The organism is Hoyosella subflava DQS3-9A1, from assembly GCF_000214175.1.
In the GTDB taxonomy this organism is placed as follows: domain Bacteria; phylum Actinomycetota; class Actinomycetes; order Mycobacteriales; family Mycobacteriaceae; genus Hoyosella; species Hoyosella subflava.
Window position 1 is genome coordinate 3,255,278 of the sequence record NC_015564.1, and the last position, 25,456, is coordinate 3,280,733.

19 protein-coding genes, 2 tRNA genes and 1 pseudogene are annotated in these 25,456 nt (G+C 62.8%); 8 read left to right on the top strand and 14 right to left on the bottom strand.

Features of this window, described 5'->3' with window-relative positions:
- Positions 1-40: 40 nt before the first annotated feature.
- Both AS9A_RS15295 and AS9A_RS15300 read left to right on the top strand, forming a co-directional pair.
- The gene (locus tag AS9A_RS15295; RefSeq protein ID WP_083826700.1) at positions 41-2,245 is read left to right on the top strand and encodes an RNA degradosome polyphosphate kinase; all 2,205 of its coding nucleotides are present in this window, start codon (positions 41-43) and stop codon (positions 2,243-2,245) included.
- A 14-nt stretch (positions 2,246-2,259) separates the two neighbouring features.
- Positions 2,260-3,180: an NUDIX hydrolase gene (locus AS9A_RS15300; protein WP_041451127.1), complete on the top strand. Its 921-nt coding sequence runs from the start codon at positions 2,260-2,262 to the stop codon at positions 3,178-3,180.
- Positions 3,181-3,515: 335 nt separating this feature from the next.
- On the opposite strand, the pseudogene AS9A_RS23345 reads toward AS9A_RS15300, so the two are convergent.
- From AS9A_RS23345 to leuC, 3 genes and pseudogenes are all read right to left on the bottom strand, one after another.
- Positions 3,516-4,256, bottom strand: a pseudogene (locus AS9A_RS23345) (HU family DNA-binding protein); the annotation flags it as partial.
- A gap of 133 nt (positions 4,257-4,389) precedes the next feature.
- Complete coding sequence (gene leuD / locus AS9A_RS15315; protein ID WP_013807978.1) at positions 4,390-4,995, bottom strand: 3-isopropylmalate dehydratase small subunit; 606 nt, start codon at positions 4,993-4,995, stop codon at positions 4,390-4,392.
- A gap of 26 nt (positions 4,996-5,021) precedes the next feature.
- Positions 5,022-6,479 (bottom strand): 3-isopropylmalate dehydratase large subunit, encoded by a 1,458-nt coding sequence (leuC, locus tag AS9A_RS15320; RefSeq protein ID WP_013807979.1) that lies wholly within the window; start codon positions 6,477-6,479, stop codon positions 5,022-5,024.
- Between the two features lie 142 nt (positions 6,480-6,621).
- Here leuC and AS9A_RS15325 point away from each other — a divergent pair, with 142 nt between their 5' ends.
- Positions 6,622-7,323: an IclR family transcriptional regulator gene (locus tag AS9A_RS15325; protein WP_041451129.1), complete on the top strand. Its 702-nt coding sequence runs from the start codon at positions 6,622-6,624 to the stop codon at positions 7,321-7,323.
- 62 nt (positions 7,324-7,385) lie between these two features.
- On the opposite strand, the gene AS9A_RS15330 is transcribed toward AS9A_RS15325, so the two are convergent.
- From AS9A_RS15330 to AS9A_RS15345, 4 genes are all read right to left on the bottom strand, one after another.
- A tRNA-Glu gene (locus AS9A_RS15330) sits at positions 7,386-7,458 on the bottom strand.
- Positions 7,459-7,556: 98 nt separating this feature from the next.
- A tRNA-Gln gene (locus AS9A_RS15335) sits at positions 7,557-7,628 on the bottom strand.
- A gap of 97 nt (positions 7,629-7,725) precedes the next feature.
- Positions 7,726-9,204, bottom strand: coding sequence for a glutamate--tRNA ligase (gene gltX, locus AS9A_RS15340; protein ID WP_013807982.1), 1,479 nt, complete (start codon positions 9,202-9,204; stop codon positions 7,726-7,728).
- A 27-nt stretch (positions 9,205-9,231) separates the two neighbouring features.
- Complete coding sequence (locus AS9A_RS15345) at positions 9,232-10,008, bottom strand: fumarylacetoacetate hydrolase family protein (RefSeq protein ID WP_013807983.1); 777 nt, start codon at positions 10,006-10,008, stop codon at positions 9,232-9,234.
- Between the two features lie 112 nt (positions 10,009-10,120).
- Between AS9A_RS15345 and AS9A_RS15350 the strand changes: the two genes are divergently transcribed.
- Positions 10,121-11,350, top strand: coding sequence for an MFS transporter (locus AS9A_RS15350; RefSeq protein WP_013807984.1), 1,230 nt, complete (start codon positions 10,121-10,123; stop codon positions 11,348-11,350).
- Positions 11,351-11,432: 82 nt separating this feature from the next.
- Here the strand turns inward: AS9A_RS15350 and AS9A_RS15355 are convergent, their stop codons facing one another.
- Positions 11,433-12,449 (bottom strand): 3-isopropylmalate dehydrogenase, encoded by a 1,017-nt coding sequence (locus AS9A_RS15355; protein ID WP_013807985.1) that lies wholly within the window; start codon positions 12,447-12,449, stop codon positions 11,433-11,435.
- A gap of 14 nt (positions 12,450-12,463) precedes the next feature.
- The gene (gene serA, locus AS9A_RS15360; protein WP_013807986.1) at positions 12,464-14,059 is read right to left on the bottom strand and encodes a phosphoglycerate dehydrogenase; all 1,596 of its coding nucleotides are present in this window, start codon (positions 14,057-14,059) and stop codon (positions 12,464-12,466) included.
- A gap of 319 nt (positions 14,060-14,378) precedes the next feature.
- Here serA and AS9A_RS15365 point away from each other — a divergent pair, with 319 nt between their 5' ends.
- The gene (locus tag AS9A_RS15365; RefSeq protein ID WP_041451130.1) at positions 14,379-15,029 is read left to right on the top strand and encodes a chymotrypsin family serine protease; all 651 of its coding nucleotides are present in this window, start codon (positions 14,379-14,381) and stop codon (positions 15,027-15,029) included.
- A gap of 73 nt (positions 15,030-15,102) precedes the next feature.
- On the opposite strand, the gene ilvC is transcribed toward AS9A_RS15365, so the two are convergent.
- From ilvC to AS9A_RS15380, 3 genes are all read right to left on the bottom strand, one after another.
- Complete coding sequence (ilvC, locus tag AS9A_RS15370; protein ID WP_013807988.1) at positions 15,103-16,116, bottom strand: ketol-acid reductoisomerase; 1,014 nt, start codon at positions 16,114-16,116, stop codon at positions 15,103-15,105.
- A 117-nt stretch (positions 16,117-16,233) separates the two neighbouring features.
- The gene (ilvN, locus tag AS9A_RS15375) at positions 16,234-16,737 is read right to left on the bottom strand and encodes an acetolactate synthase small subunit (RefSeq protein ID WP_041451131.1); all 504 of its coding nucleotides are present in this window, start codon (positions 16,735-16,737) and stop codon (positions 16,234-16,236) included.
- Positions 16,734-18,758, bottom strand: a complete 2,025-nt coding sequence (locus AS9A_RS15380; protein WP_041451132.1) for an acetolactate synthase large subunit — start codon at positions 18,756-18,758, stop codon at positions 16,734-16,736. Before AS9A_RS15380 ends, ilvN begins: the two co-directional genes overlap by 4 nt.
- Positions 18,759-19,069: 311 nt before the next feature.
- Here AS9A_RS15380 and AS9A_RS24170 point away from each other — a divergent pair, with 311 nt between their 5' ends.
- Positions 19,070-19,513 carry a PH domain-containing protein gene (locus AS9A_RS24170; RefSeq protein WP_049793745.1) on the top strand — a complete coding sequence of 148 codons (444 nt, stop codon included), beginning with the start codon at positions 19,070-19,072 and terminating at the stop codon, positions 19,511-19,513.
- A 72-nt stretch (positions 19,514-19,585) separates the two neighbouring features.
- The gene (gene ilvD / locus AS9A_RS15390; RefSeq protein ID WP_041451133.1) at positions 19,586-21,427 is read left to right on the top strand and encodes a dihydroxy-acid dehydratase; all 1,842 of its coding nucleotides are present in this window, start codon (positions 19,586-19,588) and stop codon (positions 21,425-21,427) included.
- A 71-nt stretch (positions 21,428-21,498) separates the two neighbouring features.
- Here ilvD and AS9A_RS22805 read toward each other — a convergent pair whose 3' ends face one another.
- Complete coding sequence (locus AS9A_RS22805; RefSeq protein ID WP_049793746.1) at positions 21,499-22,656, bottom strand: DoxX family membrane protein; 1,158 nt, start codon at positions 22,654-22,656, stop codon at positions 21,499-21,501.
- Between the two features lie 91 nt (positions 22,657-22,747).
- Here AS9A_RS22805 and AS9A_RS15400 point away from each other — a divergent pair, with 91 nt between their 5' ends.
- The gene (locus tag AS9A_RS15400; protein WP_041452028.1) at positions 22,748-23,890 is read left to right on the top strand and encodes a PQQ-dependent sugar dehydrogenase; all 1,143 of its coding nucleotides are present in this window, start codon (positions 22,748-22,750) and stop codon (positions 23,888-23,890) included.
- A 7-nt stretch (positions 23,891-23,897) separates the two neighbouring features.
- Here the strand turns inward: AS9A_RS15400 and gatB are convergent, their stop codons facing one another.
- Positions 23,898-25,439, bottom strand: coding sequence for an Asp-tRNA(Asn)/Glu-tRNA(Gln) amidotransferase subunit GatB (gene gatB, locus AS9A_RS15405; protein WP_049793747.1), 1,542 nt, complete (start codon positions 25,437-25,439; stop codon positions 23,898-23,900).
- Between the last annotated feature and the right edge of the window lie 17 nt (positions 25,440-25,456).

A 25,456-nucleotide genomic window follows, 5' to 3' on the forward strand; every position in this document is an offset into this window, starting at 1 on the left:
TAGCGAACGAACCGCCGAGCCGAAAAGCGGCTCCGTGGCAGTGACAAATACGTCCCAGGAACCCGATTCCGCGTCCGCGGGTTCGTTCGCCTCAGAGGCTGTTGAGGTTACGGGCAATGGCACCGGAGGCGCCGGAGAGCCCGTCCACGTCATCCCTTCAGCTCCCCCTGCTGCGACGTCCGATGAGGCCGCCGCGGAAGCTCTGCCAGCCGACAGGTACCTCAACCGTGAGTTGAGCTGGCTAGACTTCAACTCGCGCGTCCTCAGCCTCGCTGAGGACAGTTCCATTCCGCTACTCGAGCGGGCGAAGTTCCTCGCGATCTTTGCATCTAACCTCGACGAGTTCTACATGGTCCGAGTCGCGGGACTGAAGCGTCGCGATGAGACAGGGCTGTCGGTACGGTCCGCTGACGGGCTCTCTCCCCGTGAGCAACTTTCGCTCGTAGCCAAGCGCACGCAAGAACTCGCAGAGAAGCACGCCCGCGTCTTTCTCGATCAGGTCCGTCCCGTGCTCGCCGACAACGGGATCTCCATCATCGCGTGGTCAGACCTCGGAGAACGCGACCGCGACCATCTCTCAAAGTACTTTCACGAGCATGTCTTTCCGGTCCTGACCCCACTCGCTGTCGACCCGGCACATCCCTTCCCTTACATCAGCGGCCTCAGCCTGAACCTGGCCGTCACGGTGCGGGACAGCGCAGCTGGCACACACTTCGCGCGCGTGAAGGTGCCCGATAACGTCGCCCGTTTCGTGAAAGTGAGCCTCGAGGATCGTGAGGGGGTCGCGTTCCTCCCTCTCGAGGAACTGATCGCCGCGCACCTTGACGTGTTGTTCCACGGCATGGAGGTCGTCGAACATCACGCGTTCCGCATCACACGTAACGCTGATTTCGAAGTCGAAGAGGATCGCGACGAAGACCTGCTGCAGGCACTCGAACGGGAACTTGCCCGGCGCCGTTTCGGGTCGCCAGTGCGCCTCGAGGTCTCCGACGACATGACCGAGCACATGCTGGACCTCCTCCTCCGCGAACTCGACGTGGATCCCGCGGACGTCGTCCATGTCCCAGGCCTACTCGACCTGTCAAGTCTGTGGCAGGTGTATGGCGTGGACCGGGCGAGCCTGAAAGACAAGCCGTTCGTGCCCGCCACTCACCCCGCGTTCGGCGAACGCGAAACTCCGAAAAGTGTGTTCTCCACGCTGCGGGAGGGCGACGTTCTCGTTCATCACCCGTATGACTCGTTTTCTACCAGCGTTCAGCGTTTTGTCGAGCAGGCTGCTGCGGATCCCAACGTTCTCGCGATCAAGCAGACGCTATACCGCACATCGGGCGACTCCCCGATCATCAACGCGCTTATCGATGCCGCGGAAGCGGGCAAACAGGTCGTCGCGCTCGTCGAGATCAAAGCACGATTCGACGAGCAGGCGAACATCAAGTGGGCACGCAAACTAGAGCAGGCAGGCGTGCACGTCGTCTACGGACTGGTGGGCCTGAAGACGCACTGCAAGACGTGCCTCGTGGTCCGTCGTGAAGGCTCGACAATCCGCCGCTACTGCCACATTGGCACAGGCAACTACAACCCCAAGACTGCTCGTCTCTACGAGGACGTGGGCCTGTTGACGGCAGCGCCTGACATCGGCGCCGACCTGACCGATCTGTTCAACTCACTCACCGGGTATTCCCGGGTTGAGCAGTACCGCAACTTGCTGGTCGCGCCGACAGGCGTCCGATCTGGCATTCTTCAGCGGATCGATGATGAGATCGCGCACCACCGCGCCGGGCGTCCAGCACGGATCCGGCTCAAAGCGAACGCTCTCGTTGATGAACAAATCATCGACGGCCTCTATAAGGCGTCTCAGGCTGGTGTGCCGGTAGAGATCGTGGTCCGCGGCATCTGTGCGCTTAAACCTGGTGTACCTGGCTTAAGCGAAACCATCCACGTGCGTTCGATAATTGGGCGTTTCCTCGAGCACTCGCGCATCATGCATTTCCAGGGTTGCGACGAATTCTGGATTGGCAGCGCTGACATGATGCACCGCAACCTTGACCGGCGGGTAGAAGTGCTCGTGCGGGTTCGCGACCCTAAGAGCACTACGCAACTTGACGAGCTGTTCGAATCCGCCCTCGATCCCACAACACGCTGCTGGATTCTGCAGGCGGACAGCAACTGGATCGCGGCGCCTGCTGACGGTGAACAAGTCCGGGACCATCAAGACGAACTCATTCGTCGCCATAAGGCGCAGTGAGGTCGCGTCCCCCGATGAGCGTAGTGTCCACGAAGCGCAGCAAGTCGAGTGTCCTCGCCGCTGGGGCCGTCCTGTGGCGGCGCAATCCCAAGGCGCGCGGGGGCGTTGAAGTCGCGGTAATCCACCGGCCGAGATACGACGATTGGTCGCTGCCAAAAGGAAAACTCGATGCCGGCGAAACGCCGGTTGTCGCCGCGGCGCGCGAAATCGCGGAGGAAACAGGCTTCATCCCGAGGCTTGGCAGACACCTCATCCGAGTGTCGTATCCGCTGACGGATGCGCGCCGCAAAGAGGTTGATTACTGGTCGGCCGAGGCGCTCTCGGGTGAATTCACTCCCAACGGGGAGGTTGACGAACTCATCTGGGTGCCCTTGGCGAAGGCTCCCGCAACCGTGACGTACAACCTGGACCGGCGGGTTCTCAAGAAGTTCGCTGAGTTGTCCGCTGACGTCACTACCCTGCTCGTGATCCGTCACGGCAAGGCAGGTCGTCGCGGTGACTTTCCCGAGGATGACAACCTCCGTCCTCTCGACGCCACCGGCCGGGCACAAGCTGAAGCTCTCGTGCCTCATCTTCTGGCCTACGGTGTCACTGACGTTCATTCTGCAGACCGAACGCGCTGCATCCAGACTGTGGCTCCTACCGCAGATGAGCTTGGCAACGCGGTTGTCGTCGAGCCAACCATGTCGGAAGAGGAATACGTTCGTAAACCGAAGGCCAGCAATGAGCGGCTGCTCGAGATCTCACGTCTCCCAGGCGTACACGCGGTGTGCAGTCAGGGTGGAGTCATTCCCGGGCTACTCGATTGGCTTGCCAAGCGGAGTTCCATAACCCTGCCGCCCGCGAAGAACCGCAAAGGGAGCCTCTGGGCGCTCACCATGCTCGATGGACGGTTGCTGAGCGCCGACTACCTGGACTCTCCACTCGGGGCATAGCTTCCGGTTGAGTGGTGCCAGCTACCAGTACACGCGAAAAAGCACGGGCCGCGGGATGACGCGCTGACGTAGCGCGCCACCCGTAACCCGTGCTCGCTCTGGCCTGGCCCTGCAAACCCGGTCGACGACTACGTCTCCGAACCGGCGCCTTCACTCGGCGCTGAACTCTTGCGGGCGCGCGTCGACTTAGCTGCGGTCGATTTCTTGGCCGCTGTCGTTTTCTTGGCGGTGGTCTTCTTGGCCGGCGTCGTTTTCTTCGCCGCAGCCGACTTGGCTGCAGTGGACTTCGCGGGCGTGGTCGACTTCGCAGCAGTAGTCTTCTTCGCCGCCGTCGACTTCGCTGCCGTGGACTTCGCGGGCGTGGTCGACTTCGCAGCAGTAGTCTTCTTCGCCGCCGTCGACTTCGCAGCAGTAGTCTTCTTCGCCGCCGTCGACTTCGCAGCAGTAGTCTTCTTCGCCGCCGTCGACTTCGCTGCCGTGGACTTCGCGGGCGTGGTCGACTTCGCTGCCGTAGTCTTCTTCGCCGCCGTGGTCGACTTCGCCGCCGTTGACTTCGCTGCAGTCGACTTCGCCGCCGTCGACTTCGCGGCGGTGGTCTTCTTGGCTGCAGCCTTCTTCGCGGGAGCCTTTGCCGCTGCGCCTGACGATTCAGCCTTGGCGCTCACCGCCTTTGCCGACGCCGCACGACGCGGCGCCTTCGCGACGGTGCTCCGGGCGGCCCGCGGCAGCGGCGCCTTTCCCTCGTCCGCCGACGCTCCCGCTCCCCGCTTTACCGCCGGCCCCTCGGCTGGCAATTCCGCGGTACCGGACACCAGCGCCTTGAACTGAGCACCCGGCCGGAAGGACGGCACACTCGTCGGTTCAACACGGACAGTGTCTCCGGTTCGCGGATTTCGTGCCACACGGGCGGCACGCTTCCGCTGTTCGAACACACCAAATCCGGTGATTGTCACGCTTTTTCCCGCATGTACTGCTCGCACGATCAAGTCGACGAACGTCTCAACCGCCTGCGATGCGCTGCGCCGATCTGTCCCCAGTTTTTGGGTGAGGGCATCGACGAGATCCGCTTTGTTCATGGATAGCCTCCGCACAATGTGGCCCCATTCGGACCGGCCAAAGTCTCACGGTTTACCCGTGTTCCTCAAGAGTCTATGTGCCACGGCAAATCTCGTGTGCGGAGTTGGCAGAAATTAGTCCCTAATGCGCGAATTAATTTTCCGCGCGCGCCGGAAGGGTTTTTGGTTTCCACGCTGGACGCTGACTCTCGAAATCGGCGATCGCATCAGCATGACGCAGCGTAAGGCCAATATCGTCGAGCCCTTCGAGCAACCGCCACCGCGTGTAGTCGTCAATATCAAAGGGCACCACGAGAGTTCCCGCACTGACCGTCTTTGACTCGAGGTCCACGGTCACCTCTAGACCAGGCTGTTCCTCGAGGGCCTTCCACAGGAGCTCTACGTCAGATTGCTCGACTTGAGCCGCAAGCAACCCCTGCTTGCCGGAGTTGCCGCGGAAAATGTCGGCGAATCTCGAGGAGATCACGACCCGGAACCCAAAATCTGACAGCGCCCAGACCGCGTGTTCCCGGGACGAGCCGGTTCCGAAATCCGGTCCGGCCACGAGCACTGAGCCCTGCTGATATGGGGGCACGTTCAGAATGAACGACGGGTCATTTCGCCATGCGGCGAACAAACCATCCTCGAACCCTGTTCGTGTTACCCGCTTGAGATAGACCGCAGGAATGATTTGGTCGGTGTCGACATTTGAGCGGCGCAACGGCACGCCGATCCCTGTGTGGGTCGAAAAAGCTTCCATCAGTTGTCCTCAGGTTCGAGAAGAAGTCAGTCCAGGTCTGTAGGCGCAGCGAACGTGCCCTTGACGGCGGTTGCAGCGGCGACGAGCGGGGAAACGAGATGCGTGCGACCGCCTTTGCCCTGTCGTCCCTCGAAATTTCGGTTCGAGGTCGACGCACATCGCTCACCAGGTGCGAGCTGATCTGGGTTCATACCGAGACACATCGAGCAGCCTGCGCTGCGCCACTCGGCGCCCGCTGCTTCGAAAATCGCGCCAAGCCCCTCAGCTTCGGCCTGCGCGCGCACGCGCATTGAGCCGGGCACGACGAGCATCCGAACACCCGGAGCTATCGTGCGACCTTTCAGGACGTCCGCTGCCGCGCGAAGATCCTCGATCCGGCCATTCGTGCACGAACCGATGAACACGGCGTCCACAGCGATGTCACGGATAGGGGTACCCGGGGTCAGGTCCATGTATTCGAGGGCCTTGTACGCGGATTGCTTGGCACCCTCGTCGCCATACAACTCCGGATCGGGCACTGACTCCCCGAGCGGCACTCCCTGGCCGGGATTGGTGCCCCACGTCACGAATGGAGTCAGTGCCGTCGCGTCGATGTATACCTCTTGGTCGAACTGCGCGCCCTCATCGGTCGTCAACTGCTCCCACGCGGCGACCGCGGTATCCCAGTCGGCGCCCTGCGGGGCGTGCGGACGTCCCTTGATGAAGTCGTATGTGATCTGATCGGGAGCGATAAGGCCCGCGCGAGCGCCAGCTTCGATGGACATGTTGCAGATCGTCATCCGGGCTTCCATCGAGAGCGAGCGGATTGCGTCGCCTCGGTACTCGAGGACGTACCCCTGTCCCCCGCCCGTTCCGATCTTGGCGATCACCGCAAGAATGATGTCCTTGCTCGTGACACCAGGAGGCAACTGCCCATCGACGTTGATCGCCATCGTCTTGAACGGGCGCAGCGGCAGCGTTTGTGTCGCGAGCACATGCTCGACCTCAGACGTGCCGATACCCATGGCGATGGAGCCGAAAGCGCCATGTGTCGAGGTGTGGCTGTCACCGCAGACGATAGTCATGCCCGGTTGTGTCAGCCCTAGCTGCGGCCCGACTACATGGACGATGCCCTGCTCGATATCACCCATCGGGTGCAGGCGGACGCCGAACTCTTCGCAGTTCTTGCGCAGGGTTTCCACCTGCGTACGCGAGACGAGGTCCGCAATGGGCTTGTCGATGCCCACAGTCGGTACGTTGTGATCCTCCGTCGCAATCGTGAGGTCAGGGCGGCGAACTGGACGGTCAGCGAGACGGAGGCCGTCAAATGCCTGTGGGCTAGTCACCTCGTGCACGAGGTGAAGGTCGATGTAGATCAGGTCTGGTTCGCGGGACTCGCCTTCACCAGAGCCTCGGACGACGACGTGCTCTTCCCAAACCTTTTCAGCCATGGTGCGGGGGCGGCGCTCCGCTGCTACACCGCCCACGGGAGATTCGCTTACCATTTCTCACCCTCATCCCAGAGGACCCCGATGGACCGGAATTCATGGGCTGGCCGGTCCGCGGATCCACCGATCTCATTGTCCCGGGTGGGGAACTTCTCCGCCACCACTAGAATCTCAGCATTCGGAACGTTAATATCGTCTTGTGAGACAGCATAGCGGTATTGGCGTTTTGGACAAAGCGGTGGCCGTACTCCACGCAGTCGCGGAGGAGCCCTGTTCCCTCAGCACTCTGTGCGAGCGGACTGGACTGCCCCGAGCCACGGCACATCGACTCGCAGTCGGCCTCGAGGTGCACCGGCTACTTGCCCGCGACACGAAGGGCCAATGGGTTCCGGGCGCGGCGCTTGCCGAACTTGCGGCCACGGCAGGTGACACGTTGATCGACGCCGCATCCTTCGTACTGCCCAGGTTACGGGAAATCACTGGTGAAAGCGTTCAGATCTATCGCCGTGAAGGTATAGAACGGGTGTGCGTCGCCGCGATGGAGCCGCCGACCGGACTGCGGGACACGGTACTTGTCGGGGCCCGGCTGCCTATGACTGCCGGATCGGGCGCGAAAGTCCTCCTCGCCTGGGCGGATATCACCACACAGCGAGCAGTCCTGCCTGAGGCGCAGTTCACCGAGCGTGTTCTGATTGAGGTACGCCGCCGCGGGTGGGCACAGAGCATCGCCGAACGGGAGTCGGGCGTTGCGAGCGTGGCCGCCCCAATTAGAGACGCGACGGGCACCGTCATAGCGGCGATTTCTGTATCCGGACCCATCGACCGGATGGGCCGGAAGCCCGGTGCTCGGTGGGCTGCAGATTTGCTCGCGGCCGCCGATGCGATACAAAAACGCCTATAACCATAAAGCCCTCAGAAAAAGCAAAGACCCTCACCTCGAGAACCGAGGTGAGGGTCTTCTTGTAGCCCCGACGGGATTTGAACCCGCGCTACCGCCTTGAGAGGGCGGCGTCCTAGGCCGCTAGACGACGGGGCCAGGACAGAGGAAGTCATCACAACTTCACCCAAGAGCCAGAAGGCTCAGCCAGCATAACTGGCCAGGGCGCGCCTGCAAAATCGCTTGTCACCCTGCTGCTGGGGTACCAGGACTCGAACCTAGAATGGCTGAACCAGAATCAGCTGTGTTGCCAATTACACCATACCCCAATGCCCTGGAGCGGTTTCTCATCGCAAGCGAAGCATTACCGCCCCAGGCCGGAGAACAGGTTAGCAAACCCAGTCCCCGAATTTCCAAACGTGCAGCTTAAGTCAGAGTTTTTCGGGCCAGCTGGAGCCTGGAGAGCGACTTGTCCCGCCCCAGCAGTTCGAGAGACTCGAATAGCGGCGGACTGATGTGGGAGCCGGTCACGGCGACCCGGACCGGCCCGAAAGCCAGCCGCGGCTTGAGTTCGAGACTGTCGATGAGCGCCGATTTCAGTGTCGCCTCAATCTGTGAGGCTGACCACTCCTCAAGCTCACTCAACGCAGAAATCGCCGCATCGAGCACCACCGCGGACTCCGGCTTGAGGTTCTTCGCCGCTGCTGCTGGGTCAACGGAAAAGTCGGTCTCGGACACATACAGGAACTTCATCAGCGCCCAGGCGTCACCGAGAACCACGATTCGCGTCTGCACCAAGTCAGCGGCGGCAGCGAAATCAGCTTCGTCGATGCCTGCAGGCAGGTCGTGGTGCTGCGCCAGGTATGCCCGGAGCCGCGCCGCGAAATCAGCAGGCGCAAGCAGGCGGATGTGCTCAGCGTTGATCGCATCGGCCTTCTTCTGGTCGAAGCGGGCCGGGTTGGCCGAGACGTCACCGATCTCGAAAGACTCGACCATTTCCGGCAGCGCGAAAATGTCCCGGTCCCCGGAGATCCCCCACCCGAGAAGCGCAAGGTAATTCAGAAGACCTTCCGGGATAAAGCCGCGCTGGCGATGCAAGAACAGATTCGCCTGAGGATCGCGTTTGGACAGCTTCTTGTTGCCGTCCCCCATCACGTACGGCAGGTGACCGAAGCGGGGCACCTGGTCCGCGACACCGACCCTTTCTAGCGCCTCATACAGCGCGATCTGACGCGGCGTTGATGACAGCAGATCTTCACCACGCAGCACGTGAGTGATTTTCATCGTGGCATCATCGACCGGATTCACGAGTGTGTACAGCGGATCTCCGCTACCGCGTGTCAGCGCGAAATCCGGCACCGTACCCGACTTGAAAGTGATCTCGCCGCGCACGAGATCGTGCCACGTGAGGTCGTGATCCGGCATACGCAGCCGCACCACCGGTCGGCGTCCCTCTGCCTTAAATGCTGCTCGCTGGCTCTCGGTGAGGTCACGATCGAAGTTGTCGTACCCGAGCTTAGGATCTCGCCCGGCCGCACGATGCCTGGCCTCAACCTCCTCGGGCGTGGAAAACGACTCGTACGCCTCCCCTGCCGCAAGAAGCTTCTCCACTACCTCAAGGTGCAGATCGCGACGCTGGGACTGGCGGTAGGGCGCGAAAGGTCCACCCACCTCCGGCCCCTCGTCCCACGTGAGACCAAGCCATCGGAGCGCGTCTAGGAGCGCGTTATACGACTCTTCGCTGTCGCGCTCAGCATCAGTGTCCTCGATGCGGAAAACAAAGGTTCCGCCGTGGTGCCGTGCGAACGCCCAGTTGAAGAGAGCGGTGCGGATCAAACCGACGTGCGGTGCACCCGTAGGTGAGGGGCAGAAACGGACGCGGACAGGGGTTTCAGCTGTAGTCATAGCTCACTTCGTGTTCGGGAGTGCCAATCAGGATTCGCGAAGAACCGCCGGGTTGGAAAGCGTACCGATTCCCTCGACTGTCACGGAAACGGTCTGACCGGCACGCACCTGTCCGACGCCTTCCGGCGTGCCGGTGAGGATGACGTCACCCGGCAGCAGCGTCATGACACGCGAGATCCATTCGACCAGTTCCGGGATCTTGTGGATCTGCAAGGATGTCCGGCTGTCTTGCACGGTCGTACCGTCAAGTTCGGTGGTGATGCGGAGATCGCCCGGATCGATCTGAGTCTCAATCCAGGGGCCGAGCGGACAGAAGGTGTCGAAACCCTTCGCCCGTGTCCATTGGCCGTCCTTACGCTGCAAATCGCGCGCCGTGACGTCATTGGCAATGGTGTAGCCGAGAATGACGTCCCGCGCGCGGGCCGCCGGCACGTCTTTGCACGGGCGACCGATGACAACGGCCAGTTCCCCCTCGTAGTGCACTTCCTCAGACGAGGATGGCAATTGAATGGGCGCACCGGGTCCGGTGATCGACGTCGACGGTTTCATGAAGATCACCGGTTGTTCCGGGGCCTCGCCACCCATTTCGGCAGCGTGGGCGGCGTAGTTCTTTCCTATGCAGACAACCTTGCTCGACAGGATCGGGGCAAGCAACCGCACGTCTGCTAGCTTCCAGACTCTCCCTGTGAAGGTTGGGGTGCCGAATGGGTGCTCGGCAATCTCACGGACGGTGGCATCAGCTTCGTCGCCGTCAACCGCGACAAAGGCAACGCCATCAGGGCTCGCAATTCGACCAAGACGCATGGTGACGAGCCTAGCGGGTGCCGTGCAGCCGTCCGTCCCTGCACTTCAGGTACAGTTGGCACCATCCATATTTCGGGAAATGTGTCCCATTATTCGGGATTTGAGGTGTGCGATGAGCGAAACAGGTATGCGAAACGGGCGAGCCTGGATCATCCTCGCGATCAGCACGGCCGCCCAATCAGCGTCATCAGTGATCATCGCCAGTGGCGCATTTCTCATCCCGGCCCTTAACGACCCCAACGGCGGATATCAACTGACGCTCGCAGCAGCGGGAACTGTCGCCGCAATGACGACAGCGGGACTCATGCTCACCCTCGTGTTGTGGGGCCTTCTGGTCGACCGGGCCGGTGAACGCGTAACTCTGATGATCGGGCTGAGCGCGGGCGCAGCCGCAATGTCCGCACCCTTACTGCACCAAGTGGTTCGGGGCGAAGGTATCGAGGCATCCGGCCCAGTGGCACTCGCTGGCATCCTGCTGGCCGGCGGCATGGCGGCGGGCAGCGCGAACGCGGCAAGCGGGCGCCTCGTCATCGGATGGTTCCCAGTACACCGGCGTGGCACAGCGATGGGTATCCGCCAGATGGCGCAGCCCCTCGGTGTCGCCACCGCGGCAGTGTCCATACCGACCGTCGCAGCGCTCCACGGTGTCGCCGTGGCGCTAGCGATTCCCGCTCTGCTATCGCTTCTCGCCGCTGCAGCCACAGCGCTCTGGGTGACAGATCCACAGCGGCCGTCCCGCACGTCACCCAATTTCAGTGAGCTGCGCAAACATCCGTATGCACGGCATACCGGCCTGCTCCGCATTCATGCCAGTGCTGTGCTGCTGGTGATTCCGCAGTTCACGATCTGGAGCTTCGCGCTCGTCTGGCTGATGACGGAACGCGAATGGTCCGCGTTCACCGCAGGGTTGCTTGTGGGCGCCATCCAGCTCGCTGGCGCTGGTGGCCGCGTCGCGGCCGGCGCCTGGTCTGATCGCATCGGCAGCCGCACCACACCAATCCGGATCATCGCTGTCACCGCCGCCGTCACCATGGGTGCGCTCGCATTCACCGATCTGCGTGGCATGTCGATCGCCATCGTGCTCCTCGTGGCCGCTGGCGTCATCACCGTCGCCGACAACGGTGTCGCGTTCACTGCGGCAGCAGAGATCGCAGGTCCATTCTGGGGCGGTCGAGTACTCAGCATTCACAACACGGCACAAAACGCCGTCGCTGCCGCTGTGCCGCCCGCGTTCGGTGCGACCATCACCGCTGTAGGTTTTCCCGCCACATTCGCGCTCGCGGCCGTCTTCGCGCTGCTCGCCGCGCCCGTGGTGCCGTCCGCAATTGGAGCCCGAACGTAAACATCCACAGTCTCAGGAAAAACGGGACATACTCGCAGGTTGTTTCGTGTGAGTATGTCCCGTTTTTCGTGATTCTGTCTAACTAGATGGCCGCCGCGATCCGGTCGCCGATCTCGCTCGTCGACGCACCACCTGTTCCGGATTCACGTGCCGCCAGATCCGCCGCGACCGCAGCATCGATGCGCTCCGCTGCGGTGGAGTCACCCAGATGCGACATCAGCAGGCCTACCGACAGAATCGCGGCCGTGGGATCCGCTTTCTGCTGGCCTGCAATGTCAGGCGCGCTGCCATGGACCGGCTCGAACATGCTTGGGTTCGCCCGGCTCGCATCGATGTTGCCGCTCGCTGCCAGACCGATGCCTCCCGTCACCGCTGCGGCAAGATCGGTGATGATATCGCCGAACAAGTTGTCGGTGACGATCACGTCGAATCGGCCAGGGTCGGTCACGAGGTGGATCGTCGCTGCATCGATGTGCTGGTACCCCACTTCTACCTCGGGGTATTCCTTCGCGACCGCGTCAACCGTCCGCGACCACAATGCCCCGGCAAAGGACAGCACGTTCGTCTTATGTACGAGGGTGAGGTGCTTGCGCCGCGTCATCGCGAGATCAAACGCGTACCGGACGACCCGCTCGATCCCGAAACGAGTGTTGACACTGACTTCGGTCGCGACCTCGTTGGGCGTACCGGGCCGCAGGGCGCCACCGTTTCCGATGTAAGGGCCTTCAGTGCCCTCGCGCACGACAACCACGTCGACAGGCTTGTTACCGGCGAGCGGCCCGACCACCCCGCTGTAAAGCTTCGACGGACGGAGATTCACATGGTGGTCGAGCGCGAAGCGGAGCTTCAGCAGTAAGCCGCGCTCGAGCACTCCTGGCGGGACCGAAGGGTCACCGATCGCGCCGAGCAGGATGGCGTCGTGTTCGCGGACTTCCTCAAGGACCGACTCCGGCAGAATCTCACCGGTCCGGTTGTAGAGGCGCGCCCCGAGGTCGAACTCCGCTGTTTCCGCATCAGGAGCAACGACTTTGAGCACCTTGAGAGCTTCGGCGATGACTTCCTGCCCGATTCCGTCGCCGGGGATGACTGCGAGTTTCATTTCGTGGTCCCCGATCAGTCCAGCACGATGACGTCGATGCTCGACGCAGCGACTCCAGCAGCGATCGAATCCCGGACCTCCTGCGGAACGTCACGGTCGATACGAAGCAGGATCGTGGCGCGAGGACCGTCCGTGTCCTGGCTGAGCTGAGCGGCGAGAACATTGATACCGGCCTCGCCCAGGCGGGTGCCGATCTTGCCGAGAGCACCAGGCTGGTCGTCATAGTGGATGAGGAGGTTGATGCCCTCCGCGCGCATGTCAAAGTTGCGGCCGTTGATGTTGACGATTTTCTCGACACGGGCAGGTCCGGTCAGGGTGCCTGCGACGTTGATGATGTCACCGTCACTGAGCACGAGCTTCACATCCACCACGCTGCGGTGATTGGGGCTCTCCGCTGTCGTAGTGACCTCAGCTTTGACACCGCGCTCCTCGGCGATCGCGGGAGCGTTCACGAACGTCACCGAATCATCGATGACCGCGGAGAACAGGCCACGCAGAACCGACAGCTTCAGAATGTCGACATCTTCGCTCGCCAACTCGCCCCGCACATCCACCAGAACGCTCGCCGGCCGCTCAGGTGACAGCACCCCGGCGAGCACCCCGAGCTTCCGCACAATCTCGAGCCACGGCGCAACTTCCTCGGCTACCGGCCCGCCCGCGACGTTCACCGCGTCCGGCACGAACTCACCCGCTAGTGCGAGCTGAACGCTTTTTGCCACATCTGTTCCCGCACGATCCTGGGCCTCGGACGTCGAGGCTCCAAGGTGGGGCGTCACGACAACCTGGGGCAGGTCATACAGCGGGCTATCCGTGCACGGTTCGGTGGCGAACACGTCGATGCCGGCGGCTTTCACCTGGCCGCTCTTGACGGCGTCGGCCAGCGCGGTCTCATCAATCAGCCCACCGCGCGCGGCGTTGACGATGATGACGCCCTTCTTAGTGCGCGCAAGTTCCGCCGCGCCGATCAGGCCCTTGGTTTCCGGCGTCTTAGGAAGGTGGATCGAGATCATGTCGGCGCGCTCGAGAAGCTCGGCGAGAGTGACGAGTTCAATGCCTAGCTGACCGGCGCGAGCAGGGGAAACGTACGGGTCATAGGCGATGACGTTCGTTTCGAACGCAGCGACCCGCTGTGCAAAGAGCTGACCGATACGCCCAAGACCGACCACACCCACGGTCTTTCCGAAGATTTCGGTTCCGTTGAAGCTGCTGCGCTTCCACTCACGGCCACGCAGCGTGAGGTCGGCGGCGGGGATTTGGCGCGCAGTGGCCATCAGCAACGCGAATGCATGCTCGGCAGCGCTGTGGATGTTCGACGTTGGAGCATTCACCACCATGACACCGCGTGCGGTGGCTGCGGGAACGTCGACGTTGTCGAGACCGACACCGGCGCGTGCCACGATCTTCAGCTTGGGCGCTGCGGCGAGAACTGCCTCATCCACCGTCGTCGCGGACCGCACGAGCAGCGCGTCAGCGTCGGCAACGGCTTCGAGCAGGGCCGGCTTGTTCGGACCATCAACCCAACGGACCTCTACATCACCACCAAGCGCGTCGACGGTGGACGGTGCGAGCTTGTCCGCGATCAGAACTACCGGACGGCCAGATGGTGTCACGTGCGAACTCTCCTCATTCAGTGCTCAAAAGACTCGTTAATTGCGTGCGCCGGGCTGCCCCGCACTAGGTAAGGTGCACTCGGCGTTCACGCTGACCGCAGATAGCCTAGTCTGCGGCCCTACCACATTCCACACCGCAGCCCCCGATCTCACATAGCGGAAGCGTGCGGGGCCGGACGGATCCGTACCAAGTACTTAGGCCAACCAATTACAACTGCATATCGATCCGGTCACGTACTCTCAGCCTGTGATAGTTGACACGTCGCTTGAAAGCGGACAAATATTCGCTGCGGCCAGGCATGAGACAAGGGGTGGCTGGATGAAACGGTTCCTCATCGTGAGTATCGCCGTCTTCGCGGCGCTTTTCGTAAGCCTCCCCGCTGCCCAGGCGCAGCAGGCACGAGCCACCCTCGGCGGCGGCTCCGGGATTGTCGTCGGAGGCGACTTCCTGTGCACCCTGACCACCATCGGTTACGACAACGGCGGCCGGCTTGTTGGCTTCACCGCGGGCCACTGCGGCGGACCGGGCGCCCCTGTCACCGCGGAAGCGACACCAGGGGCCGGTGTTGTGGGCAACATTGCCCGCACCAACGGCGTCCTCGACTACGCGGTGATCGTGTTCGACCCAGCCCGTGTGAACCCCGTCCGCACGGTTGGGCCCACCACAATCACGGGTACCGGCGGGCCTGCACACTTCCCGGAATTGGTCTGCAAGCAAGGCCGCTCGACTGGCCACACCTGCGGGATCTCAGTGTTCGTTGATCCTGTCTACAACGAGACCTGGGGGCTGGTGTGCGTGTCTGAGGGAGACTCCGGCGGCCCAGTCACTCGAGGCACGCAGCTGATCGGTCTAGTCAGCGCCTACTTCCTGGTCCCGTGCGTCGGACCGAAGATCAGCATCAACATGGAAGCCGTTCTTGCGGATGCATTTGTCGCAGGTGGACCGGGAGCGGGCTTCCGCCCGATCTAGTCCGTCCATGCTGACACGACAAACGGGGCGTCACTCTCAGCGAGTGACGCCCCGTTGCTTGTGTCGTGCTTGATCAGGCGGTTTCGGTGATCGGCCGGTCAACCCAGCTCATCAGACCACGAAGCTTTGCGCCCACGACCTCGATCGGATGCTCCGCATTCTCTTTGCGCAGCTGCTCGAGTTCCTTGTTGCCGTTTTCGACGTTCGCCACGAGACGCTCAACGAACTTGCCTGACGTGATGTCAGCCAAGATGTCCTGCATGCGTGACTTGGTGTCCGCATCGATGACCCGGGGCCCGGAGAGGTACCCGCCAAACTCAGCTGTGTCAGAAACGGAGTAGTTCATCCGTCCGATTCCGCCCTCGTACATGAGGTCAACGATGAGCTTGAGCTCATGAAGGCACTCGAAGTAGGCGATTTCAGGCGCATAGCCAGCTTCGATCAGCACCTCGAAGCCGGTCTGAACCAGCCTTTCCGTGCCACCGCAGAGCACAGCCTGCTCACCGAACAGGTCGGTTTCGGTCTCCTCAGCGAACGTGGTCTTGATGACACCCGCACGGGTTCCGCCGATACCCTTCGCATACGACAGGCCTAGTGCGAGACCCTCGCCCTTGGGATCCTGCTCAATTGCAACGAGCGCGGGAACACCCTTGCCGTCTTCGAACTGACGGCGAACGAGGTGGCCCGGGCCCTTCGGCGCGACCATCGCAACAGTGACCTCAGCGGGCGGTTTGATCAGCCCGAAGCGGATGTTCAGACCGTGACCGAAGAAGAGCGCGTCACCGTCCTTGAGGTTCGGCTCGATGTCGTTCGTGTAGATCGAAGCCTGGGCGGTGTCCGGCGCCAGGATCATGATCACGTCAGCCCACTCGGCAGCTTCTGCCGGGGTGAGGACCTGCAGACCCTGCTCCTCCGCCTTTGCCCGGGACTTCGAACCTTCCTTGAGGCCGACGCGCACATCGACACCTGAGTCCCGAAGGCTCAGCGAGTGCGCGTGTCCCTGGCTACCGTATCCAATAACGGCCACCTTGCGACCCTGGATGATCGACAGGTCGGCATCGTCGTCATAGAAAATCTCGACGGCCACGTGTGGATTCCCTTCTACATTAGTGAGGTACGGGCGATCGCGCCGCACACGGTTAAACGATGTATCCGGAGCGCCGCCTTGAGTACCGATTATCGTGAGGCGACACCCCGGATGAGGCTAGCGGGTCGCGCTGATGGACTTGGGACCGCGCCCCAAAGCGACGACGCCTGACTGGACGAGCTCCCGGATTCCGAAAGGTTCGAGCACCTTGAGGAGTGCTTCGAGCTTCACCGGGGTGCCAGTAGCTTCGATGGTGAGCGATTCTGGCGAGACGTCGACGATTTTCGCCCGGAAGAGCTGTGCAGCCTCGATCACCTGCGCGCGTGAAGCGGTGTCCGCCCGGACCTTGATCAGAACCAGCTCACGAGCCACCGAGTTCTCGGAGTCCTGTTCGACAATCTTCAGGACGTTGATGAGCTTGTTCAACTGCTTGGTGACCTGCTCAAGGGGTTGTTCATCGACGATGACGACAATGGTCATCCGTGACATTCCCTTGATTTCGGTCGGCCCCACCGCGAGGGACTCGATGTTGAACCCCCGGCGGGAGAACAGGGACGCCACTCGTGCTAGCACGCCTGGTTTGTCCTCGACGAGAACGCTGAGCGTGTGCGTAGTTCTCACTTGGTGTCGTCCCCTTCTGCACTTTGTTTGCGCTGCTGCTCCCGGTATGCGACAGCCTGGTCTTCAGTCTGAATGACGCTGTGGAGCTTTGCCGGCGACTCTCCGGCGGACTCATCTTCGTCGAACAGCGGCCGGATGCCGCGGGCAGCCATGATTTCCGTATTGCTGGTGCCCGCTGCGACCATCGGCCACACCTGAGCGTCAGCACCGACAATGAAGTCGATAACGACGGGTCGGTCGTTGATCTCTTGCGCCTTCTTGATGGCGGGGATGACGTCTTCTTCCTTGTCGACACGAATGCCCACGCAGCCGAGGGCCTCGGCCAGCTTGACGAAATCCGGGATGCGCAGGGAGTGGGTTGAGAGATCGGTGCTGGAGTAGCGCTCCTCGTAGAAGAGGTTCTGCCACTGGCGCACCATGCCGAGGTTGCCGTTGTTGATGAGCGCAACCTTGATCGGCACACCTTCAATCGCGCAGGTGGCGAGCTCCTGGTTGGTCATCTGGAAGCAGCCATCACCGTCGATCGCCCACACTTCAGTGTCCGGCACGCCCATTTTGGCGCCCATCGCAGCAGGAACGGCGTACCCCATCGTCCCGAGACCACCCGAGTTCAGCCACGTGCGCGGCTTCTCGTACCGGATGAACTGCGCTGCCCACATCTGATGCTGGCCCACTCCGGCCACGTATACGGCCTCCGGACCGGCGAGCTTCCCGAGCTGCTCAATGACGTACTCCGGTGACAGCGAACCATCACTCTGCGGGCCGTAGCTCAGCGGGTACGTTTCCCGCACACCGCTCAGGTACGCCCACCACTCGGAAATGTCTGGGACACGGCCGGTTTGGCGGTCCGACGCGATCGCGTCGGTGAGCTCGACGATAACTTCCTTGCAGTCACCCACGATGGGCACATCCGCGTGGCGGTTCTTCCCGATTTCGGCCGGGTCGATGTCAGCGTGGATGATCTTCGCATCTGGCGCAAAGGTCGACAGCTTACCTGTGACACGGTCGTCGAACCGCGCACCGAGCGTGATCAGGAGGTCACTCCGCTGCAGCGCCGCAACCGCCGCGACGGTGCCGTGCATGCCGGGCATGCCGAGGTTCAGGTCGTGGCTGTCAGGGAAGGCGCCGCGTGCCATCAGCGTGGTGACGACGGGGATGCCGCTCAGTTCCGCGAGCTTCAGCAGCTGTTCCGAGGCTTCTGCCTTCATAACACCGCCGCCGACGTACAGCACCGGCTTCTTCGCCGCAGCGATCAGGCGGGACGCCTCACGCACCTGCTTGCCATGCGGTTTGGTCACCGGGCGGTACCCGGGCAGGCGCATCTCTGGCGGCCAGACGAAGTTCATGTCGCCCTGCAACACGTCCTTGGGAATGTCGACGAGAACCGGTCCGGGACGTCCGCTTGACGCAAGGTAGAAGGCTTCTGCGATCACCCGCGGGATGTCGTCGCCTTCCGTGACGAGGAAGTTGTGTTTCGTCACCGGCATTGTGATACCGGCGATGTCGGCTTCCTGGAAGCCGTCCGTACCGATAAGCGGGCGGCCGACCTGGCCTGTGATTGCCACCATCGGCACCGAGTCCATGTAGGCGTCCGCGAGTGGTGTGACGAGGTTGGTGGCGCCGGGCCCTGACGTCGCCATACACACACCGACCTTGCCGGTGGCCTGGGCGTAGCCAGTCGCGGCGTGACCGGCACCCTGCTCATGCCTCACAAGCACATGGCGCACCTTCTTGGAATCGAGCATCGGGTCGTATACCGGGAGGATCGCGCCGCCGGGAATACCGAACACGATGTCCGCGTGGAGCTCTTCAAGCGATCGTACGACCGCGTGGGCTCCCGTCATTCGTTCAGGCGCTCCGGGACGGGTCGTCGGCAAACTAGCCGGCGTCGCCCCCACTCCTGTGTCGGTGCGCTGCCCACTCTGGGCACCGCTGGCGTCACTCTGCCGCGCGGAAGCGTGTCCCGCGGCGGAATGTCCTGGCTGCGGGCCTGGCGTTGGCCGTGCTGTCGGTGCACTCACTGCAAGTTCCTCTTGTTGGTTCCGGCAATCCTCGGTTCGTGCCGTGATCTGGATCACTCCACATGCTACTGCGGGCACGAAAAAACCCCCGCTCGCAGGTCTCTGCGGAACGAGGGTGCGCGTCGTGCTGGCGGATACGTTCGAAAACGACTCAGGCGACGACGCGCAAGCCGATTACGAGTACCGCAGTTATGTTCACGCGACCGACGCTAATGAAGACCTGCTCCTGGCGTCAATCTGGTTCATCCCTGCATCCCACATTTTGGGATGCCTGGACGGGGGTGTTTGGACCGGGATGCAAGTATGGAGGGGTGCCCGACGCAGACTCAGTAAAGCCAGCAGAACCACAAGTCCCGCTGCCGCAGCGAGAACGGCAAGTGGAAACCATCCGCATCTCGCGACTGACGTTGCTGGGAGTCCTCCTCCTCGCTGTGTGTGTAGCTGTCCCGGCGAGTGCCCAGCCCGTCCTGTTCGGATGGCTCGGCGCAATCCCGATTGTTCTCGCAATCTGGATTTTGCGAGTCCGTACAAGGGTATCTGAGAGCGCCATTGATATACGAACCTTGCGCGGCACACGTCACATTTCCTGGAGCGACATCAAAGGGCTCACCTTCCCCAAGTACAAGTCAGCCCGCGCAGTCCTCCACGACGGAAGTTCAGTCCCGCTGCCTGCTGTGACGTTCAATGATCTGCCGAAGATCACGCCGCTGAGCGGTGGCCGGATCCCCGACCTGCACGCGTCCGCCCAAAAATAAATCGAGTCCGGAACTGACACTGCCTAGAGTGATCGGTTCCCCCACTTTTCCGACAACGAGGTACTCAGCACCATGCCGCCCTTGAGATCCCGCACAACAACCGTCGGCCGAAACGCAGCCGGCGCCCGCGCTCTATGGCGCGCGACCGGTATGACCGACACCGATTTCGGGAAGCCGATCGTAGCCATCGCCAACTCGTACACCCAGTTCGTACCAGGCCATGTGCACCTCAAGAATCTCGGCGAGATCGTTGCTGAGGCGATCCGCGAAGCGGGCGGAGTCGCGCGCGAGTTCCACACCATCGCCGTCGACGACGGCATTGCCATGGGCCACGGCGGCATGCTCTATTCACTGCCGAGCCGGGAAATCATCGCCGACTCAGTCGAGTACATGGTCAACGCACACACCGCCGATGCGCTGGTGTGCATCTCGAACTGCGACAAGATCACACCGGGAATGCTCAACGCAGCGATGCGCCTCAACATACCCACCGTTTTCGTCTCCGGCGGGCCGATGGAAGCAGGCAAAGCAGTCGTCGTCGACGGCGTGGCACACGCGCCCACGGACCTCGTGACGGCGATCTCCGCGAGTGCCAACCCCGCGGTAGACGATGCTGGGCTCGATGAAGTCGAGCGGTCCGCCTGCCCGACCTGCGGCTCCTGTTCCGGGATGTTCACCGCCAACTCCATGAATTGCCTCACTGAGGCGCTTGGCCTCGCGTTGCCCGGCAACGGCTCGACGCTCGCGACGCATGCATACCGTCGCGAGCTATTCACCCGCGCCGGAAAAGTCATCGTCGACGCAGCAACCCGGTACTACCGTGACGACGACGAGTCAGTCCTTCCGCGCAACATCGCAACCAAGGCCGCTTTCGGTAACGCGATGGCGCTCGACGTGGCAATGGGCGGGTCCACGAATACTGTTCTGCACATCCTCGCCGCCGCTGAAGAAGGCGAGATCGATTTCACCCTCGAAGACATCGATGCGATCAGCCGCAAGGTGCCCTGCCTCGCGAAGGTCTCACCGAACTCCGACTACCACATGGAGGATGTGCATCGCGCTGGCGGGATCCCCGCCATTCTGGGTGAGCTGCGGCGCGGCGGTCTGCTCGACGACTCTCTCAGCACCGTGCACACCCCGTCGATGGGTGAATGGCTCGACGCTTGGGACATCCGCTCACCGCACGCGAGCGAGGAAGCACGGGCACTATTTCTTGCCGCACCTGGCGGAGTCCGAACCACCGAACCCTTCTCCACGTCGAACGTCTGGGCCTCCCCCGATATCGACGCAGAAGGCGGATGTATTCGGGACGTGGAACACGCGTACACGAAGGACGGCGGGCTTGCTGTGCTCCGCGGGAACCTCGCACCGAATGGCGCCGTGATCAAAACAGCCGGGATCGACGAGGCGCTGTGGCGTTTCCAGGGGCCCGCGCGCGTGGTCGAGAGCCAGGAAGAAGCAGTCAGCGTCATCCTCCGGCGCGAGATCCAGCCCGGGGACATCCTCGTCGTCCGGTACGAGGGCCCCGCAGGCGGGCCGGGAATGCAGGAAATGCTGCACCCCACGGCATTCCTCAAGGGTGCCGGGCTGGGCGCGAAATGTGCGCTCATCACCGACGGACGCTTCTCTGGCGGGACCTCAGGCATTTCGGTCGGACACATGTCGCCAGAAGCGGCCGCAGGTGGCGCAATCGGCCTCGTCGAGGATGGAGACCAGATCCTGATCGATATCCGCAGCCGCACACTCGCGCTGCTCATCAACGAGGATGTGCTCGCGGAGCGGCGCGCCAAAATGGAGGCCGCAGAACGTCCTTGGCATCCGCGCGAGCGGCAGCGTCCGGTTACCACGGCGCTGCGCGCCTATGCCGCGCTGGCCACCTCGGCCGACCGGGGTGCGGTGCGCGAGGTCCGCTGACCTGGAAACACAATCGGGAAGGATTTACCCTCGTGGCGAGGGAAAATCCTTCCCGATTCTCAGCGGATGGCTCAGACTTGTCCGCTGAGGAAGATCCACGCGCACGCGCCGCCGACAATGCCGAGGAACAGGAGAACACTCGACCCCCAGCGTGGCCGTGTCGACCATCCTGCGCTGCGTTCCATGCTGATGCGTCCGGGACCGGTGAGGGCGAGCGCGCCTGCGGCGACGGCGAGCACGAGCGCCACTTCTAGTTCGGGTGTGCCGATGCCCTGCAGGCCCGGCTCTGCAGTTTGGTGAGCCAGCCACACGTTCATCAGGGCTGCGACCGACACCGCTGCACCCACTGGTGTCGCCAGTCCGAGGAGCAGGAGCAAGCCGCCGCCTATCTGGGCGCTCATCACCGCGATCGCGACGATGCTCGCGGACTGATAACCCGCGTCGGTGAACAACGTTTCAAGGCCACCCATGCCGAGTCCACCAGACTGCCCGAGCAGGTGCCTTACACCATCAGCAATCAGCGCACCGCCTACCAGCAGGCGCAAAATGAACAAACCGAATTCGAGGGTGCCGCGCCCCTCTGGGACTACCTGAGCTGGCGGGACCGCGACTGGTTCTCGCTGCATGTCGTCCTGCGTGGGGCTATAGGCAGCCTGCGCCCCAGCCGCCCCGGCCCCCCACAGATCCTGCTCTCCATAGGGCTGCTGGGGCGCGAACGGGCCGGTCGCAGCACCCGGACCGCCCGGAACATACGACATCTCTTCAGGCCTCTCTAGGATCTCGGTGTGAGCGCTGCTGTATGCCTGCGGCGGGGCCGGGTCCTGAACTGGGATTTGCTCAGTCGCTTCAGACTCGCGAAGACCAAGGTCATCGTCATCAACCAGCGGAGTGTAGCCAGCCGTGGCTGAAGGGCGTGGCGGGCGCCCGCGCGTCACCTGAGCGCTGTATTGGCCCGGCGTGGCCACGGGTGCGGTTGCCGCCCCCGTATCTGTCCCTGGACGCGACCAGGCAAAGCCAGGTGCCGTGTCACTGTCGCCTGCGGCACGGCCAAAACCCCCACTCTGGTCATCAGGCTGGACGCTGGGTATCGCTTCCGTCGCCGGCCCAGAATCCGCGTCAGCAGCACCCTTCGCCGGAATCTCCTCGGTGTTCTGATCGAAGGGACTAGGGGCGGTCGCTGGGGCGTCATACGGCTGCGGATCGCTGGCGTCATCACGCTTGTCGGTCATGGTCACCAGCGTAGGTCCGAAAGGGGGGCTGAGTCCGGTAGGCATGTGGCGTGCCACGGAAGGACGGCGTGTTTTCGGTTACGTTGGTGGCATGTCACATGCGCATCGGGCACGTCCGGCGGCGACCATGGCGGTCACAGCAGGCCTGCTCGGTTTCGTTGCACTCAGCGGGTGCGCGAGGTTTGACGACTCGCTCGCATCGCCATTTGAACCCGAACCCACCGCCGGCGGTTTCGCGGAACTCGTTCCGCCCGACCCCAACCAGACGCCGACCACTGAAGACGAGGCTCCGGAAGAAGAAGGTCCCTGCGTTGATCCCGACCCGGCCGTGGTAGCCACCTGCCTTGAACCGACGGCAGGCCTCACGGTGCTGCCGGGGGGCGGTGCCGCCCTCGTATCCGAGCGGACGACGGGAAGGGTCCTCACTGTCGCGCCGGAAACCGAACCGGACGAGTTCACTCAGATCGACGTCGACGGCAGCGGGGATGGCGGGCTCCTCGATGTCGCCCTGTCCCCTACGTTCTTTGAGGATCGGCTGCTTTTCGCCTATATCTCGACGCCTTCCGATAACCGGGTCGTGCGTGTCGCTCCGGGCGACACTCCCCGTCCCGTCCTTACCGGCATCCCCAAGGGCAGTACCGGCAATGGTGGGTCTATCTCGTTCGACGCTGCCGGCGGCCTGGTCATCCGCACCGGCGATGCGGGAGATCCCGCCGCGGCGGCAAATCCTGGATCACTCGCGGGGAAGATACTGCGGCTCGCGTCGCCGTCCCCTGCAAACCCGGGCGACCCTCAGATCGTCGCGATCGGCCTCACCGGTACGGGCGGCGCGTGCACAGACCCCGTCACCGGCACGCTATACGCGACCGACCGCACGCCCGGCGGTGATCGCCTCGTCCGCGTGGGCGACGCCGGCTCGCTCGAACCCCTGTGGGTGTGGAGCGACTCACCCGGAACCTCGCAGTGCGCGGCACTGGATAACGAGATCGCCGTGGCGCTCGTTGGCGGCGAAGCCGTGAGTTTCGTCGAAATCAGCGATGAGACAGGCATTGTCACCGGCGACCCAGTCTTCGCGGTGGAAGGCCGATACGGTCAGGTTTACGGTGCCGCCCGGGGGCCTGAGGGCGAAGTGTGGGCTGGGACGGTGAACAAGGCCTCTGGGGACCCCGTCGACAGCGATGACCGGGTATTCATTATTCCGCCGGACGGGGGCGGCGGAATCAGCCCCGACTAAAAGCTACTCAGGACTGCCCACACGCTTCGATGACGAGTTCCTTGACTCGTGCGGGGTCGGCCTGACCCTTGGTTGCCTTCATGACAGCACCGACAATCGCGCCTGCCGCCTGCACCTTGCCGCTGCGAATCTTCTCGACGATTCCCGGGTTGGCGGCGATCGCATCGTCGACAGCTTTCTGCAGCACCGAGTCGTCACGCACGATCTCGAGGCCGCGCGACTTCATCACAGTCTCCGGGTCACCCTCACCAGCGAGAACACCGTCTACAACCTCACGCGCGAGTTTGTTGGTCAGCTTGCCGCTGCTGACAAGCTCGGCGACGGCAGCGACGTGCGCGGGGGTGATCGGCAGTTCTTCTAATCCAACCCCTTCGACGTTGGCTTTCTGTGTCAAATACGAGACCCACCAGGAGCGCGCGGCCTCGGCAGGTGCGCCCGCATCCACGGTTGCAATGATCAGGTCAAGGGCGCCGGCATTAATGATGTCGCGCATCACCTCGGCGGACACGCCCCAGTCTGCCTGAATCCGCGCACGGCGGATCCAGGGGAGCTCCGGGAGGGTACCGCGTAGTTCCTCGATCCATTCAGCAGCAGGCTCGACAGGCTGCAGATCGGGGTCTGGGAAGTACCTGTAGTCGTCGGCGGTTTCTTTCGGTCGTCCCGCGCTGGTGGTCCCGCCGGCTTCCTGGAAGTGCCGCGTCTCCAGAATGATCTCGCCGCCCGCCTGCAGAACCGCTGCTTGACGGCGCATTTCGTAACGCACCGCTACTTCAACACTCTTCAGCGAGTTAACGTTTTTCGTCTCGGTGCGGGTACCGAACTCTTTCGCCCCGATTGGCTTGAGCGACACGTTCGCGTCACAGCGCAGCGAGCCCTGGTCCATTCGAACGTCGGACACGTCGAGCGCTTTCAGCAGGTCTCGCAGCGCACCCACATAGGCACGCGCCACCTCCGGCGCCCGCGCCCCGGCTCCCTCTATTGGCTTGCTGACGATTTCGATCAGCGGCACACCGGCACGGTTGTAGTCGAGCAGTGAATGGGTCGCGCCTTCGATCCGGCCGGTCGCACCCCCCACGTGAAGCAGCTTGCCGGTGTCTTCTTCCATGTGGGCGCGTTCAACGCCGACGCGGAACGTCTCGCCGTCATCAAGCACCACATCGAGGTAGCCGTCGGAGGCAATCGGTTCTTCGTACTGCGAGATCTGATAGTTCTTGGGCTGATCTGGGTAGAAATAGTTCTTGCGCGCGAACTGGCTCCATGGCGCGATCGAGCAGTTCAGCGCGAGACCGATCCGGATCGCCGATTCGACTGCGGCTTTGTTGACAACTGGGAGTGCACCAGGGAGCCCCAGGCACACAGGGCACACCTGGGTGTTCGGTTCGGCACCGAAAGTGGTCGGGCACGGACAGAACATCTTGGTAGCGGTGTGCAGCTCAACATGGACCTCCATACCGAGCACAGGCTCGTAGATTTCGAGGACCTCGTCGTATTCAAGCGGTTCCACAGTCTGTCCGTTTCGGGGAGCGTCGATCCGGGGGCTCGCAGTCATGACTGAGCAGTCTATTC

Excerpts from the sequence above, each read along its gene's own strand:
- AS9A_RS15345 (WP_013807983.1), bottom strand. The coding sequence starts at position 10,008 with ATGCGTCTTGGTCGAATTGCGAGCCCTGATGGCGTTGCCTTTGTCGCG.
- AS9A_RS15355 (WP_013807985.1), bottom strand. The coding sequence starts at position 12,449 with ATGAAACTCGCAGTCATCCCCGGCGACGGAATCGGGCAGGAAGTCATC.
- leuC (WP_013807979.1), bottom strand. The coding sequence starts at position 6,479 with ATGGTAAGCGAATCTCCCGTGGGCGGTGTAGCAGCGGAGCGCCGCCCC.
- gltX (WP_013807982.1), bottom strand. The coding sequence starts at position 9,204 with ATGACTACAGCTGAAACCCCTGTCCGCGTCCGTTTCTGCCCCTCACCT.
- AS9A_RS22805 (WP_049793746.1), bottom strand. The coding sequence starts at position 22,656 with ATGACCGACAAGCGTGATGACGCCAGCGATCCGCAGCCGTATGACGCC.
- ilvD (WP_041451133.1), top strand. The coding sequence starts at position 19,586 with ATGCCGCCCTTGAGATCCCGCACAACAACCGTCGGCCGAAACGCAGCC.
- leuD (WP_013807978.1), bottom strand. The coding sequence starts at position 4,995 with ATGGAAGCTTTTTCGACCCACACAGGGATCGGCGTGCCGTTGCGCCGC.
- AS9A_RS15365 (WP_041451130.1), top strand. The coding sequence starts at position 14,379 with ATGAAACGGTTCCTCATCGTGAGTATCGCCGTCTTCGCGGCGCTTTTC.
- gatB (WP_049793747.1), bottom strand. The coding sequence starts at position 25,439 with ATGACTGCGAGCCCCCGGATCGACGCTCCCCGAAACGGACAGACTGTG.
- AS9A_RS15300 (WP_041451127.1), top strand. The coding sequence starts at position 2,260 with ATGAGCGTAGTGTCCACGAAGCGCAGCAAGTCGAGTGTCCTCGCCGCT.
- AS9A_RS15350 (WP_013807984.1), top strand. The coding sequence starts at position 10,121 with ATGAGCGAAACAGGTATGCGAAACGGGCGAGCCTGGATCATCCTCGCG.
- AS9A_RS15400 (WP_041452028.1), top strand. The coding sequence starts at position 22,748 with ATGTCACATGCGCATCGGGCACGTCCGGCGGCGACCATGGCGGTCACA.